Source organism: Caballeronia sp. TF1N1 (assembly GCF_022878925.1).
Lineage (GTDB): Bacteria > Pseudomonadota > Gammaproteobacteria > Burkholderiales > Burkholderiaceae > Caballeronia.
In genome coordinates, this window is the sequence record NZ_CP084627.1 from 1,008,351 (window position 1) to 1,022,052 (window position 13,702).

The 13,702-nt window shown below is 65.5% G+C and carries 12 protein-coding genes; 7 read left to right on the plus strand and 5 right to left on the minus strand.

Features of this window, described 5'->3' with window-relative positions; translation table 11 throughout:
- Positions 1–222: 222 nt before the first annotated feature.
- From LDZ28_RS18670 to LDZ28_RS18695, 6 genes are all read left to right on the plus strand, one after another.
- Positions 223–807, plus strand: coding sequence for a DUF2760 domain-containing protein (locus LDZ28_RS18670; protein ID WP_244828507.1), 585 nt, complete (start codon positions 223–225; stop codon positions 805–807).
- Positions 804–2,687 (plus strand): Hsp70 family protein, encoded by a 1,884-nt coding sequence (locus LDZ28_RS18675; protein WP_244828511.1) that lies wholly within the window; start codon positions 804–806, stop codon positions 2,685–2,687. The genes LDZ28_RS18670 and LDZ28_RS18675 overlap by 4 nt, the downstream gene beginning before the upstream one ends.
- Complete coding sequence (locus tag LDZ28_RS18680; RefSeq protein ID WP_244828513.1) at positions 2,688–5,510, plus strand: Hsp70 family protein; 2,823 nt, start codon at positions 2,688–2,690, stop codon at positions 5,508–5,510.
- Positions 5,511–5,669: 159 nt separating this feature from the next.
- Positions 5,670–5,828, plus strand: coding sequence for a hypothetical protein (locus LDZ28_RS18685; protein ID WP_244828514.1), 159 nt, complete (start codon positions 5,670–5,672; stop codon positions 5,826–5,828).
- 334 nt (positions 5,829–6,162) lie between these two features.
- Complete coding sequence (locus tag LDZ28_RS18690; RefSeq protein ID WP_244828515.1) at positions 6,163–8,202, plus strand: hybrid sensor histidine kinase/response regulator; 2,040 nt, start codon at positions 6,163–6,165, stop codon at positions 8,200–8,202.
- The gene (locus LDZ28_RS18695; protein ID WP_244828517.1) at positions 8,199–9,158 is read left to right on the plus strand and encodes a nucleoside hydrolase; all 960 of its coding nucleotides are present in this window, start codon (positions 8,199–8,201) and stop codon (positions 9,156–9,158) included. The genes LDZ28_RS18690 and LDZ28_RS18695 overlap by 4 nt, the downstream gene beginning before the upstream one ends.
- Positions 9,159–9,273: 115 nt before the next feature.
- Here the strand turns inward: LDZ28_RS18695 and LDZ28_RS18700 are convergent, their stop codons facing one another.
- The gene (locus tag LDZ28_RS18700; protein WP_244828518.1) at positions 9,274–9,960 is read right to left on the minus strand and encodes an alpha/beta hydrolase; all 687 of its coding nucleotides are present in this window, start codon (positions 9,958–9,960) and stop codon (positions 9,274–9,276) included.
- A 39-nt stretch (positions 9,961–9,999) separates the two neighbouring features.
- A complete protein-coding gene (locus tag LDZ28_RS18705; protein WP_244828519.1) occupies positions 10,000–10,389 on the minus strand; it encodes an MAPEG family protein in 390 nt (129 codons plus the stop codon).
- 132 nt (positions 10,390–10,521) lie between these two features.
- Between LDZ28_RS18705 and LDZ28_RS18710 the strand changes: the two genes are divergently transcribed.
- The gene (locus tag LDZ28_RS18710; RefSeq protein WP_244828521.1) at positions 10,522–10,929 is read left to right on the plus strand and encodes a PPC domain-containing DNA-binding protein; all 408 of its coding nucleotides are present in this window, start codon (positions 10,522–10,524) and stop codon (positions 10,927–10,929) included.
- 42 nt (positions 10,930–10,971) lie between these two features.
- On the opposite strand, the gene LDZ28_RS18715 is transcribed toward LDZ28_RS18710, so the two are convergent.
- The 3 genes from LDZ28_RS18715 to LDZ28_RS18725 form a co-directional block, all read right to left on the minus strand.
- The gene (locus LDZ28_RS18715) at positions 10,972–11,814 is read right to left on the minus strand and encodes a metallophosphoesterase (protein WP_244828526.1); all 843 of its coding nucleotides are present in this window, start codon (positions 11,812–11,814) and stop codon (positions 10,972–10,974) included.
- Positions 11,811–12,821, minus strand: coding sequence for a diacylglycerol kinase family protein (locus tag LDZ28_RS18720; protein WP_244828528.1), 1,011 nt, complete (start codon positions 12,819–12,821; stop codon positions 11,811–11,813). The genes LDZ28_RS18715 and LDZ28_RS18720 overlap by 4 nt, the downstream gene beginning before the upstream one ends.
- A 190-nt stretch (positions 12,822–13,011) precedes the next feature.
- Entirely contained in the window at positions 13,012–13,455 is a 444-nt protein-coding gene (locus LDZ28_RS18725) for a CBS domain-containing protein (protein ID WP_244828530.1), read from the minus strand.
- Positions 13,456–13,702: the final 247 nt, after the last annotated feature.

Genomic DNA, 13,702 nt, shown 5'->3' on the forward strand with positions numbered 1-13,702 from the left:
CGCCCCGGCGCCAACATCATGGACAATATCGGGATACGGATCGAAACGCGCTGACGTTCTCGTCGCGTGCTTCGGCTCACGCAACCGCGCTCAAACGGCCTGCCGTGCGCCGCTCGCGGCATCGGCTGCCGTTTTCCGCACACCAGAACCGCGCCGCCACCGGCCACCAGCGCCGCCGAGGATAGGTCATCCTCGCAAGCAGCCACAAGGAGCATCAAACACATGACCGACATGAATCCGTCCTTCTTCGGCAGGATAGGCATTGCCTTCGGAGCGTTCTTCGGCGTGCTCGGCAACGGCGCGTTCGCCGGCCGCGTGCAGCGCCTGCGCGAAGCCCCGCATGCGCCGGAAGCGCCCGTGCCCGCCGCCGCGCCGGTGGCAACCGCGCCGGTCGCGCCCAAGCCCGCGCCGTCGCCGCTGAAGGAATCGAGCCCCGTCGCCGCCTTGCAATTGCTCGGCCTTTTGCAGCGCGACGCCCGCTTCATCGATTTCGTCGAGGAAGACATCGCCAACTACAGCGACGCCGATATCGGCGCGGCCGCGCGTCTCGTGCACGACGGCTGCCGCTCGGTGCTGCGCGAACATTTCACGATCCAGCCTGTGCGCAACGAATCCGAAGGCAGCCGCATCACGCTGCCCGAAGGTTTCGACGCCAGCGCCGTGCGGGTGACCGGCAACGTCGTCGGCAAGCCGCCGTTCTCGGGCAATCTCAGCCATCGCGGCTGGAAGGTCGCTGAAACACGTCTGCCGAAGCTCGCGGACCAACACGACGCGAGCATCGTCGCACCGGCCGAGGTGGAGCTATGAGCGATCATCACGAAGAGAACGCGCCGCGCTATTCCATCGGCGTCGATCTCGGCACCACGCACTGCGCGCTGTCCTACGTCGACTTGTCCGCAAGCGACGGCGAGAAGACCGCGCAAGGCGTGCTGTCCATCGCGCAACTGACGGCTCCTGGCGCGGCCGAGGAGCGCGAGTTGCTGCCTTCGTTTCTGTATCTGCCGCATCCGAGCGAACTCGCGCCCGGCGATCTGACCTTGCCGTGGACGCAGGAACGGCCGTTTATCGTCGGTGAGCTGGCGCGCAGCCGGGGCGCTGGCACGCCCATTCGCCTCGTCTCCAGCGCGAAAAGCTGGCTCTGCCATCCGGGCGTGGATCGTCGCGCGGCCATCCTTCCCGCCGATGCCCCCGAGGAAGTCGAACGCGTCTCGCCGCTCGAAAGCTCGGTGCGCTATCTCACGCACTTGCGCGAGGCATGGAATCACGCGCATCCGGACGCGCCTTTCGATCAGCAGGACGTCACCGTGACGATTCCCGCCTCCTTCGACCCCGCCGCCCGCGAACTCACCGCCGAAGCTGCGGCGGCGGCCGGCTACGCGCGCATGACGCTGCTCGAAGAACCGCAAGCCGCGCTCTACAGCTGGATTCAGAAGTCGACGGGCGGCTGGCGCAAGCAAGTGAAAGTGGGCGATGTGATTCTCGTCGTCGATGTCGGCGGCGGCACCACCGATCTCTCGCTGATCGCCGTGGTTGAGCGTGAAGGCAATCTCGAACTGCATCGCGTCGCGGTCGGCGAACACATCCTGCTGGGCGGCGACAACATGGACCTGGCGCTCGCGCATATCGTCGCGCGCAAGCTCGCGGCCGCCGGCACGCAACCCGATCCGTGGCAACTGCGCGCGCTCACTTATGCGTGCCGTTCGGCCAAGGAAACGCTGCTCACCCATCCGGACACGGAAACCGTGCCGCTCGTCGTGCCGAGCCGTGGCTCGAAGCTGATCGGCGGATCGCTGCGCACCGAGCTCACGCGCGCCGAACTCACGCAGATCTTGCTCGAAGGCTTCTTCCCGCAAGTCGATGGCAGCGCGCGCCCGGTCAGCCGCGCACGCGCCGGTCTCACGCAACTCGGTCTGCCCTATGCGCAGGATGCCGCCGTGACGCGTCACCTCGCCGCGTTCCTCGGCCGTCAGGTGAACGCGCTCGCGCAAATCGAAGGCTTGCCGCACGAAGCCCCGCAAGGCGCGACGCTGCTGCATCCGACCGCGGTGCTCTTCAACGGCGGCGTGTTCAAGTCGCCGCTCCTGGTCGAGCGCGTCATGTCCACGCTCAATTCATGGCTCGCCGCCGAGAACGCGCCCGCCGCGCGTCTGCTCGAAGGCGCGGACCTCGATCTGGCGGTGGCGCGCGGCGCGGCCTATTACGGCTATGTTCGGCGCGGCAAGGGCGTGCGCATTCGTGGCGGCACGGCACGCGCATACTACGTCGCGGTCGAGTCGGCAATGCCTGCCGTGCCCGGACTCGAACCGCCCGTGCAGGCACTGTGCGTGGCGCCTTTCGGCATGGAGGAAGGCACGGAGGCCGCGCTGCCCGCGCAGGAGTTCGGGCTCGTGGTCGGAGAGCCGGTGCATTTCCGCTTCTTCGGCTCGTCGGTGCGCCGTCAGGACGAGGTGGGCACGCTGCTCGAATACTGGCAGCCGGACGAACTGCAGGAACTCGAGGAGATCGAGGCATCGCTGCCATCGGAAGGGCGCACGCCCGGCGAAGTCGTGCCGGTCAAGCTGCACGCGCGCATCACCGAGGCCGGCACGCTCGAACTCGAAGCCGTGCCGCGCGGATCGTCCGAGCGCTGGAAGGTCGAGTTCGACATGCGCGGCGGCGTGAGCGCCGACTCGGGCATGGGCCTGTAAGTGCCGGCGCGTAAGAAGGCGGCGGGCGCGCGCTATCGCGTCGGTATCGATCTGGGGACGAGCAATACCGTCGTCGCCTATGCCGAAGCGGGCTCGGACGAAATTCGCGTCTTCGAGATGGAACAGCTCGTGAGTCCGGGCGAAGTGGCGGCGCGCCCGCTCCTGCCGTCGTTGCGGTATCACGCGGCGGCGGGAGAACTGAACGCGAGCGACTTGCAGTTGCCGTGGCCCCGTGAAGCAAACGCCGGGGCACGGCCCGAAGTGGTCGGCCAGCTCGCACGCGTGCTCGGCGCGCAGGTTCCGGGCCGGCTCGTTTCGAGCGCGAAAAGCTGGCTCTCGCATGCTTCGGTGGATCGCGTCGCGCAAATTCTGCCGTGGGGCGCGGGCGACGACATCGAAAAGATCTCGCCCGTCGCCGCGAGCGCGAGTTATCTCGCGCATGTGCGCGCGGCGTGGAACCATCGCTTTCCGGGCTCGCCGCTCGAAGCGCAGGACCTCGTGCTCACCGTGCCCGCATCGTTCGATGAAGGCGCGCGCGCCCTCACGCTCGAAGCGGCGCGCATGGCCGGGCTTACGGCGCTGCGCCTGCTGGAAGAACCGCAGGCGGCGTTCTACGACTGGCTGTTTCACCATCGCGAAAAGCTCGCCGATGAACTCGCGGCCACGCGGCTCGTGCTCATCTGCGATGTCGGCGGCGGCACGACCGACCTCACGCTGATCCAGGTCGAGATGGACGGCTCGGAGCCGCGCCTGACGCGCATCGGCGTGGGCAACCACCTGATGCTCGGCGGCGACAACATGGACCTGGCGCTTGCGCATCTGGTGGAGCAACGCCTTGCCGGCAACGATCAGGAGCGCCTCTCCGCCGCGCGTCTTTCGCAACTCGTCGAACGTTGCCGCGCGGCCAAGGAGCAATTGCTCGGCGCCAACGCGCCGGACAAGGCCACGATCACGCTGCTCGGCGCGGGCTCGAAGCTGATCGGCGGCGCGCGTTCCACGGAAGTGACGCGCGAGGAGATCGCGCGGATCATCGTCGATGGCTTCTTTCCGATGGTCGCGCCCGACGAGCGTCCGCGTCGCGCGCGCGGGGGTATCGTCGAATTCGGGCTGCCTTATGCAAGCGATGCCGGCGTCACGCGGCACGTCGCGGCGTTTCTCGCGCAACACGCCACGCAGGCGCGCGAGGCGTTGGGCGAAGCGGCATCTGACCAAGCCAGCTTGCCCGTTCCCGACACGCTGCTCCTGAACGGCGGCGTGTTTCGCGCCGAACCGCTTGCGAGCCGTATCGCCGAGGCGCTCGGTTCATGGCGCGGCGCGCCGGTCCACGTGCTCGCCAATCACGATCCGGACGTTGCCGTGGCGCGCGGCGCAGTCGCCTATGCGCTCGCGCGCGCGGGCCGCGCACCGAAGATCGGCGGCGGCTCCGCGCGCAGCTACTTCCTGCTGCTCGACGAAGACAAGAGCGACGCTGGCGAGCGCGGCGTCTGCGTGCTGCCGCGCGGCACCGAGGAAGGTCAGGCCATCCATCTGGCGGACCGCACCTTCGCGTTGCGGCTCGGCGCGCCGGTGCGCTTTCACCTGGTGTCTTCGGTGGCGGATGCGACGTTCAAGGCAGGCGAGATCGCCGATGTCAGCGCCTCGGCCGGCGACTTCGTGCGCTTGCCGCCCATCGCCACGGTCGTCGATCCGCGCGGCCAGGAGGCGAATCACGCGCACAAGCCCAACGAGACGCCCGTGCAATTGACGACTTCGCTCACTGAAGTCGGCACGCTGGAGATGCACTGCATCGCCACCGACGATCCCGCCAAACGCTGGCTGCTCGAATTTCAATTGCGCCGGGAGAATGCGTCGAACGACGCGGCGGCAAGCGAAACGCATCCTGCGTTGCCGAAAGCCATCGATCTGATCGACCGCACTTTCGGCGCGCGTTCACAGGACGTCGGCCCGAAGGAGATCAAGCGCCTGCGCGCGCTGCTCGAACAGGCGCTCGGCCCGCGCGATAGCTGGGATCTCGCGCTCTTGCGCGAGCTTTACGGCGCGCTGTGGGACCGCGCGAAACGCCGCCGCCGTTCCGCCGATCACGAACGGCTGTGGCTCAACCTGACGGGCTATTGCTTGCGGCCGGGCTTCGGTCATCCGCTGGATGGCTGGCGCGTCGAGCAATTGTGGACGCTCTTCGACCAGGGCATCCAGTACGGCAACGAAAGCCAGATCTGGTCCGAATGGTGGACGCTATGGCGGCGCGCGGCAGGCGGTCTGCCCGAAGCCGCCCAACTGCGCCTGCTCGACGACATGGCCTTCGTGCTTCAGCCGCCCGGCACGAGCCGCTATCGGCGTGCGGCGGGCGCTGCGCGCGCGGGCTATGAAGACATGGTGCGGCTCGCGGCATCGCTCGAACGCGTGCCGGTCGCGCGCAAGATCGAAACCGGCGAATGGCTGCTCACGCGGCTGAAGAAGCCTTCGGAGAACGTGCAGAGCTGGTGGGCGGTCGGGCGGATCGGCGCGCGGCAGCCGTTCTACGGCAGCGCGCATGGCGTCGTGCCGCCCGAGACGGCGACCGCCTGGCTCGGCGCGATCCTCGCGCTCGACTGGAAGAAGGTCGATCCGGCGGCGTTCGCGGCCGTGCAGATCGCGCGCATGACGGGCGACCGTTCGCGCGACCTTCCCGACGACATCCGCGTCGCCGTCGTGCAGCGCCTGGAGACGATGGGCGCGGCGGAAGCGTGGATCGCCATGGTCCGCGAAGTCGTCACGCTCGATCGCGCCGACGAAGGCCGCGTGTTCGGCGAGGCGTTGCCGGCGGGGCTCAAGCTCATCGGCTGAACTGGCGTCGATGCGGCGCGTCGAGACCGCGAATTGCTTCGCTCTCAGAAGCTTTCTGCGAAAGACGGCGCGAAAGCCTTGCGCCGTCTTGATTCCCGGCTATGCGCGTCCTATGGTTATCAGTGTGTTCGTCCTGGACACACACTGAAGGAGGTCATCATGCCATCCCCACGCAAGGCTCAAGCGAGCAATCCCGCCGAAACCGAAATGTCGAGCCGCAAGAAAACGGCCGGTCCCAAGGCATCGCCGCCCAAGGCAGCGGGCGCCAAGGAAACGCAGGTCGCCAAACGCAGCACCAAGGCCAAACCGAAATCGTGAATGCGCGAGGCGCGGTATCGCGCACTCTCGCGCGGTACGGTTAGCCCTCGTCATCGCGCGGGGGGCATCTGTCGTGGCCGTCCTTCGATACGGCGAGCAGGCATGCCCGGCTCGCCGTTCGACTGATCCGGTTCCGAGATGCACCGGTTGCTTTGCGCGTCGACTCTCTCCTCCTTCCCCGCCGCTGCCGTCCAAAGCCATCTTTTTTCAGCGTCCGCCCGCCAAAAGCTCGCATTAATTTCCGTTTTTAACGGTTGATGCCTAAAAAAAGGCGTATTGGTAAGACCAAGTTGTCCTACAGTAGATATCCCCGAAACCGCGACTCAAACAAGTGATGGCCGTCCCTCAACGCGCCGAACGTGTGCGCACTCCCGAGATTTTCTCCGCCGCGCGAGAAGCGGGGCTCAGTCTCGTTCGCAATCTTTCCATTCCGGCCGCTTTCGCCGACCGCGCGCTGGAAGCGCAATTCCTCGAAGATCACGCGCAGCGCTTCTGCGCGTTCAGGCGCGCATCCGCGCTGCTCGCGCTCGTCATCTGGACCTGCTTCCTCTGGTGGGACTTCAGTTTCTCGCAAGGCAACAGCGCGCTGAACGGGCGCCTGTCCGACATTCTGGCAATCCGCTTTGCGGGCATCGTGTTGCTGATTCTCGAATGCTGTCTCGTCCTGCGGCCCTCGTTCCGCTCGCACGCGATGTCCGAGAAGGTCATCCTCACGGGCATCTACGGGCTCTTGTGTCTGATCCTCGCGCTCTTCGCGATCACGCCCTCGCCCTATAACTACACGCAGCATTTCACGGGGCTGTGCCTCGCGCTCTTCGTGCAGTTCAGCTTCTTCTATCTGCGCTCGCGGGTCGTGCTGACGGCGGGCATCGTCACCATGGCGTCGATCGTGGTGCTGCAGCTCACCGCGCATCTGCTCAATCCGGAGAATTTCTTTGCCGGACTGTTCTATATGTTCAACGTGATCGTGGTCGGCCACGGCGTCTGCGTGCACGCCGAACGCGTCTCGCGCGAACGCTTTTCCGCCGAGCGCGCGCTCGCCTCGCTCAACGACGAACTGCGCGCCGCGAACGGCTCGCTCGCGCGCAAGAACGACGAGTTGGAGATCTCCAGGAAGGACCAGGAGAACAAGACCACGGCATTGCTCGCGTTGCGCGAACAGCAGATGATCGCCGCGCAAACCGCGAGCCGCGAGAAGTCCAATTTCCTCGCCGCCGCGACCCACGATCTGCGCCAGCCAATGCACGCGCTCAACCTGTTCCTGCAAGCCGCCGCCGAGGCCATCCGCAACGGCGAGTTCGAGCAGGCGGAAAGGCTCATCGACGAATGCGGGCGCTCGTCGATCATTCTGGCGCGGCTCTTGAATGCCGTGCTCGATCTCTCGCGGCTCGAATCGGGCCGCGTGGTGCCGCGCTATCACGTGTTCGACGTGCGGCGAACCATCGAGGAAGCCGTCGAACAATTGCGTCCGTTCGCCATGAGCCGTGGCGTCGACTTGCGGCTGCGGCTGCCGAAGTCGGAAGTCGTCTGCGTGCGAAGCGACGCGCACTGGCTCGGACGCGCCATCGCCAATCTGATCTCGAACGGCATCAAGTACGCCGATCAAAGCAAGACCGCCAGCAAGACCGCCAAGCCCACCGTGATCGTCGGCGTGGTGCGCTCGCCGACGCGGGCGCGCATCGACGTGCTGGATAACGGCATCGGCATTCCGGCCGATTATTTCGACGCCATCTTCCAGCCCTTCTTCCAGGTCGACAACCCGGAGCAAGATCGCGACAAGGGGCTGGGACTCGGCCTGTCTATCGTCAATGCGGTCATTTCGATGCTGGACGAACACCGCATCGAGCTCAAGTCCACCGAAGGGCGCGGTTCGCGTTTCTCGCTGGAAATGCCGCAGTGCGGACCGACGCTCGACAAGCCGTCCACGCGCGCGCCTGCATTGTCCGAGGCGAACGAAGCGGCGGCGCTTAGCGGGCGCTACGTGCTGCTCGTGGAAGACGACGGCCTCGTGCGCGCATCCACCGAGGCGCTGCTTTCGCAATGGGGCGTGCTCTACGACTCCGCCGCGACCTTCGACGAGTTCGAAACCATTCTCGCGGACATCGAGCGCTTCCCGGATCTAATCATCACCGACTACCGCCTGCGCGACTCCAAGACCGCGCGCGAAGTAGCCATGCTGGGCACCGCAAGGCTCGGCCGTCCGTGTCCGTGTCTGGTCGTGACGGGCGAACCGTCGGCCACCATCGTGCCGCTCGCGTGCGAGCAGGATGTGCTGAGCAAGCCCGTGAGCCCGGCGGAATTGCGCCGCGGCATGGTCGCGTTGATGCCGAACGCAGCCGCCGGCCAGAGCGCTTGCGAGGCAGCCATTGCATGAGTGTGCACAAGGTCATCTACGACACCGACCCCGGTATCGACGACGCTATCGCGCTCGTGTTTCAGACGTTGCATCCGCGGATCGAACTCATCGGCATCACGAGCGTGTTCGGCAATGCCGATATCCATACGACGACTGCCAACGCGCTCTATCTTGCATCGCGTTTCGCGCCGAATGTGCCGGTCGTGCGCGGCGCGGCGGCGCCTTTGCAACGCGCCGCGCCCGAACCTATTCCGCATATCCACGGCGACGATGCGCTCGGCAACGTCGAGCGCACGGAAGCCGTCATGGTGAACGAGGACGGGCGCGCGGCCCATCGGTTCATCATCGAGAAGGTGCGCGCGGAGCCGGGCGAAATCACGCTGCTCGCGGTCGGGCCGCTCACGAATCTCGCGCTCGCGTTGCGAGACGATCCGGAGATTGCATCGCTCGTGCGCGAGGTCGTCGTCATGGGCGGCGCGTTCGGTTACAACGGCGCGCTCGGCAACGTGACGCCCGCCGCCGAGGCGAACATCCATGGCGACCCGGAAGCGGCCGATATCGTCTTCGGCGCGCCGTGGAAGGTGTCGATCGTCGGGCTCGATGTAACGCATGAAACCGTGATGACGAACGCGTTTCTCGCCGATGTGCGGGACAGCGCAGGCGATGCCGGCCGGTTCGTATGGAACGTCTCGCGCTTTTACGAGCGCTTTCACGCGAACGACGGCGAGACGCGCGGCATCTACGCACACGATTATTCGGCGGCCGCTTTCGTCGTCGCGCGCGAACTGTTCACGACGAGAAGCGGGCCGGTGCGCGTGCTGACCGAAGGTATCGCAGCGGGTTTGACTGTGCAAAAGCCCACGTCGATGCGTGCCAGCGCGCCGGATTGGGACACGCGGCCATCGTGCGACGCGTGTATCGGCGTCAATGCGGACGCGGTGCTCGAACTCTTTGCTCGGACATTGCGCGGCTGACGTGCTTGTCTAGTGCACCGCTTCTTTCATGCAACCGGCGCGCGCCGCGGCAATGCCGACACGCTGCGGCTTCCACCTTGCCGAAGCGGATCGGCGGGCATACCAACGCGGCGCTTCAACCCTCGCGCAAGCGCGCACCCAGCCACTCGCGCAGTGCTTCCACTTCCTCCATGCAGACCGAATGCGGCATCGGATACGTATTCCATTCCACCGTGCAGCCCTGCTCGCGCGCGAAGTCCACGGCTTCCTCGCCTAGCCGCACGTTGAGTACGTCGTCGAAGCTGCCGTGCGCGGCGAAGATCGGCGTGTCGCGGTTCGCATCGCTGAACGAGGCATCGATCAAGCCTTTCGACGGGATATAACCCGACAGCACGATCAGCCCCGCGAGCTTTTCCGGATGCGTGAGCCCCGCCTGATAGGTCATTGCGCCGCCCTGCGAAAAGCCGGCAAGAAAGATGCGCTCGGAGGCGATGCCGCGCGCGTTCTGCTGCGCAACGAGTTCGCGCACGAAGGCCACAGACGTCTCGATGCCCGCCTCGTCCACGCGCCGGTTGATACCTTCGAACGACAGGATGTCGTACCACGCGCGCATCACGTAGCCGTTGTTCGCGGTTACGGGAATCTCCGGCGCGTTCGGAAACACGAAGCGCATGGCGGGGGCATCGGCCAGACGCAGTTCGGGCACGAGCGGCACGAAGTCGTTGGCATCCGCGCCGAGTCCGTGCATGAGGATCACCGCGAACTCGGGGTCCGGCGCGGTTTCGACTTCCACTACCGATGGATCGTACGGTTGTGCGGACATGCAATCACTCCCTTGAGGTCGATCACGTTCAATCACGCGTCAGATGATGGGCACGAGCAATAACACGATACCCACGATGGAAATGAGCCACACCAGCGAGCGCACGAACGGCACACCGCCCGCATAAAGCGGCACGTAGCACAGGCGCGCGACGAAATACATGAGCGCGCCATAGTGCGTAAGCGCATTTTCGCGCCCGGCGACATGCACGATCAGCACCGCGACAGCGAAGATCGGCAAGGTCTCGAAAAGGTTCGATTGCGCTCGCATCAGACGCCCGGTGAGCTTGCGCGGCGGCGGCGCCGGGCCGTCGCGCGGACCGGCGTTGTATCTGAGGCCCGTCTCCTTGTTGCGCAAGAACGCGGGCAGCAGCACTTGCACGAGAGCGAGGATGAGCGTCCAGGCCAGCATCGTCAGTTCGAAACTCATGGCGTCTCCAATCGGTTTGTTGGCGATGCAAGCGACGGTCCATCATGCCATCGGGCCGTGCGAACGTGTACGCTTGTTGGCATTCCTTCGACTTACGCTCGTTCTCACGCTTACGCTTGCGGCGAAACTCCCATGCACACGCTTACCCTGCGTCTTTCTCCCGGCGATGACCTGCGCCTCGCGCTCGATCTCGCAGTTCGCTCGCAAAAAAGCGCGCAAGAAGCGGGCGCGGCGTTCGTCCTGCAAGGCATTGGCAGCTTGAGCGTGGCTGCCTTGCGCTATGCCGGGCGCGACGAGGCAACCGTTCTGCGCGGCGACCTCGAAATCTTGACGCTGGCGGGATCGCTATCGGCGGATGGGCCGCATCTGCACATGAGCATCTCCGATGCCGATGGCCGCGTCTTCGGCGGCCACGTCACGGCGGGATGCATCGTGCGCACGACGGCGGAAGTGCTGATCGCAAAGTTGCCGGACGAACGCTACACGCGTGAGCACGATCCCGCGACAGGTTTCGCGGAACTCGTCATCCGGCGTACATAGCTTCCTGAGTTGCAGCAGCACGAAGCGCTCCAAGAGCGTCGATCAGGCGGATGCGACTGTTGCCGGTTCGGCGGCGGCGCTATCCAGCGCGAGATCGTGACGCGCGATCAGCTCGAAGCGCTCGCTCGTTTCCACATAGTCCCAGCGCTCGACGGTCGTGCTGCGCGTACCCGAAGACCCGTCGTAGCGAATCACGTTCACCGAATTGTCGATGGTCCCGCGCGTGCGCCGGGACAGCGCCGTGCCCGCCTGCACCGCCCACAGCTTGCGCGGCAGGCCGGCGAAGGTATCGTGCAGCGGCAACACGTAGGGCAGATGAATATGGCCGCCGAGAATGAGATCGGCGCCCGCGCGCGCCCAGCGCTGCACGGCGCGCTCGTGTCCATGCAGAAGGTTGGCCTCGTCTTTCGCGCGCGTGACCGCAACCGGCTGATGCGTGACCACCACGCGCAATTGCTTCGCGCTTGCCGCTTCGAGCCGCGCGGAAACGCGTTTGACCTGTTGCATCGAAATTTCGCCGTCCTTGTGTCGGAACGGACGCGTGGTGTTCACGCCGAGCACGAGCAGCGTGTCCGATTCGAACGACGGCTCGAGCTCCGCGCCGAACACGCGCTGATGATTCGCATACGGACGAAAAAGCCGCGCGAGCGGATTGAAGAGCGGAATGTCGTGATTGCCGGGAATGACGAGCCGGGGCCGCGCGCCGAGGGCATCGAAGAAGGCGCCCGCCAGCGCGAACTGATACCGCCGCGCGCGCTGCGTGATGTCGCCCGAGACGACGACGAGATCGGGCGAGATGGCATCGGAGAGCCGCAAGAGCGCCGCCACCACCGTCGGGCGTTCGGTACCGAAATGCGGATCGGATATTTGCAGCAAAACGTTCATGAGCGATTGGCTTCGGCCACGGCCGGCTCGGGTTTGAGCAGCAGCAATGGCTTGTCGGAAACGCGGAATTCCAGCGGCATCTGCAGCCACGCCACTTCGCCATCGGTTGCGATCTTCACTCGACGGCGTCGTCCGGACGGATGCGTCACCGTAATGCGCTCGAATGTGAAACTCGTCACGTGATCGGAGTCGGATAGCCGCCCTGCCGCGCCGCGCAAGGACAGGAACAGATGTGCGAGCCGCCCGACCGGACGCGGCGCAATGGCGACGAGCAAGCCATGTTCCAGTGCGCCGGCTTCGGCCATGCCGATCTGTTCGAGTTGCAGCCGGTTGTTGCCGACGAAGAGCGTGGATGAACGGATGTCGCGCACTTGCCCTTCGTGCTCGATATGCAGCCGCAAATGCCGATGCCGCCGCAATAGCGTGTTGAGCGCGGACCACAGCGCGACCAAACGGCTGCGGCCAAATTGCTGCTTGTAGGTTTCGCGATCTTCCAGCAGCTTGGGATAAAGACCGAGACTCGCATTGACGATGAACATCTGGCCGTTCACGTAGCCCACCTGCGCGGGAAATACGCGCGCTTCGAGCAACAGGCGGGTGGAGAGCTCGAGATCGGCGGGAATACCGTGATCGCGACTGAAGTAATTGAACGTGCCGCGCGGCAGCACCGCGAATGGCACGCCGCGCGTAAGCGCCGCTTCGGCCACGGCGCATAGCGTGCCGTCGCCACCGGCACCGACCAGCACGCCGCCTTGATCGAACGCCAGTTGTGCCGCCTCGCGCGCGGCGGCGGGCAGACGGCCGGGGTCATCGACGACGCACATTTCGAAGCGCCGGCCCGCCGCGCCAAGTTCGCGGTCCAGCACGGCGCGAGTTTCATCGGCCTGCTTGCGGCCCGATCCCGCGTTCATCACGATAAAAAACGGCGCGTGCGGCGCAAGTGTCTGCCCTTGTTCCGCGCCTCGAGCAGGTTCGGCGGGTATGACGGGTGTGGCGGTCGGGGTCATCGGCAGCGCTCCTGGCATCGTGCGATTCGTCCCGCCTGGCCGCCGACGTGCCGTGGAAGCGCGCTTAAGACGCCACGTCCCGCCGACACGCACGCAACGAAGCCCGGCGAGTATCTGCCGAATCATAACAAAATGCTTACAGCTGTATGACGAGACGCACGCGCAAGCGTGCGCCATCGCTCAAGGCAGATCAGGTGTGTTCGCCGCCGCGAATGTAGTACTCGAGCTGCTGAATGGTGAACTGCTGCTCGGAGATGATGTTCTTCACCAAGTCCCCGATGGAAATCATGCCGGTCAGCTTGCCGTCTTCGATCACCGGCAAATGGCGCATGCGCTTTTCCGTCATGAGCGCCATGCAGTCGTCCGTGGTCTGGTCGGGGCGGACGTAACGCACGTGCGAGGTCATGATGTCGCGCACCGGCGTCTGCTTGGACGAACGGTCCATCAGCACGACCTTGCGCGCATAGTCGCGCTCGGTCACGATCCCGACGATCTCCTCGTTCTCCGTGACGATCACCGCGCCGATATGGCGGTCGGCCATCAATCTGATTGCATCGTAGACCGATGCAGTTGCCGCGATCGTGATGACCGTCTGATCGGGTTTGGAACTGAGTACCTGTGCGACTGTTGCCATCGAGCGCCTCCGTCTGGCTTCGCGCGGCTCACCGGCCGATGAACACGCGCTTTTGTTGTGCGGAACCGATGTTGCGCGTAACGGGCGAGGCAGTTCGTCGTGCGACATGTAGCGCGGGCTTAAAAGTGACCGGCTGCATCGGCGAAAGTCCGACCGTGGAAAAAGTATAGATCAACCCCGGCTCGCGGATATGCGCCCGTCCGCTCGCATGTTTGTGCAAGCCCGCTGGACTTGCGTTTGCGCGCGC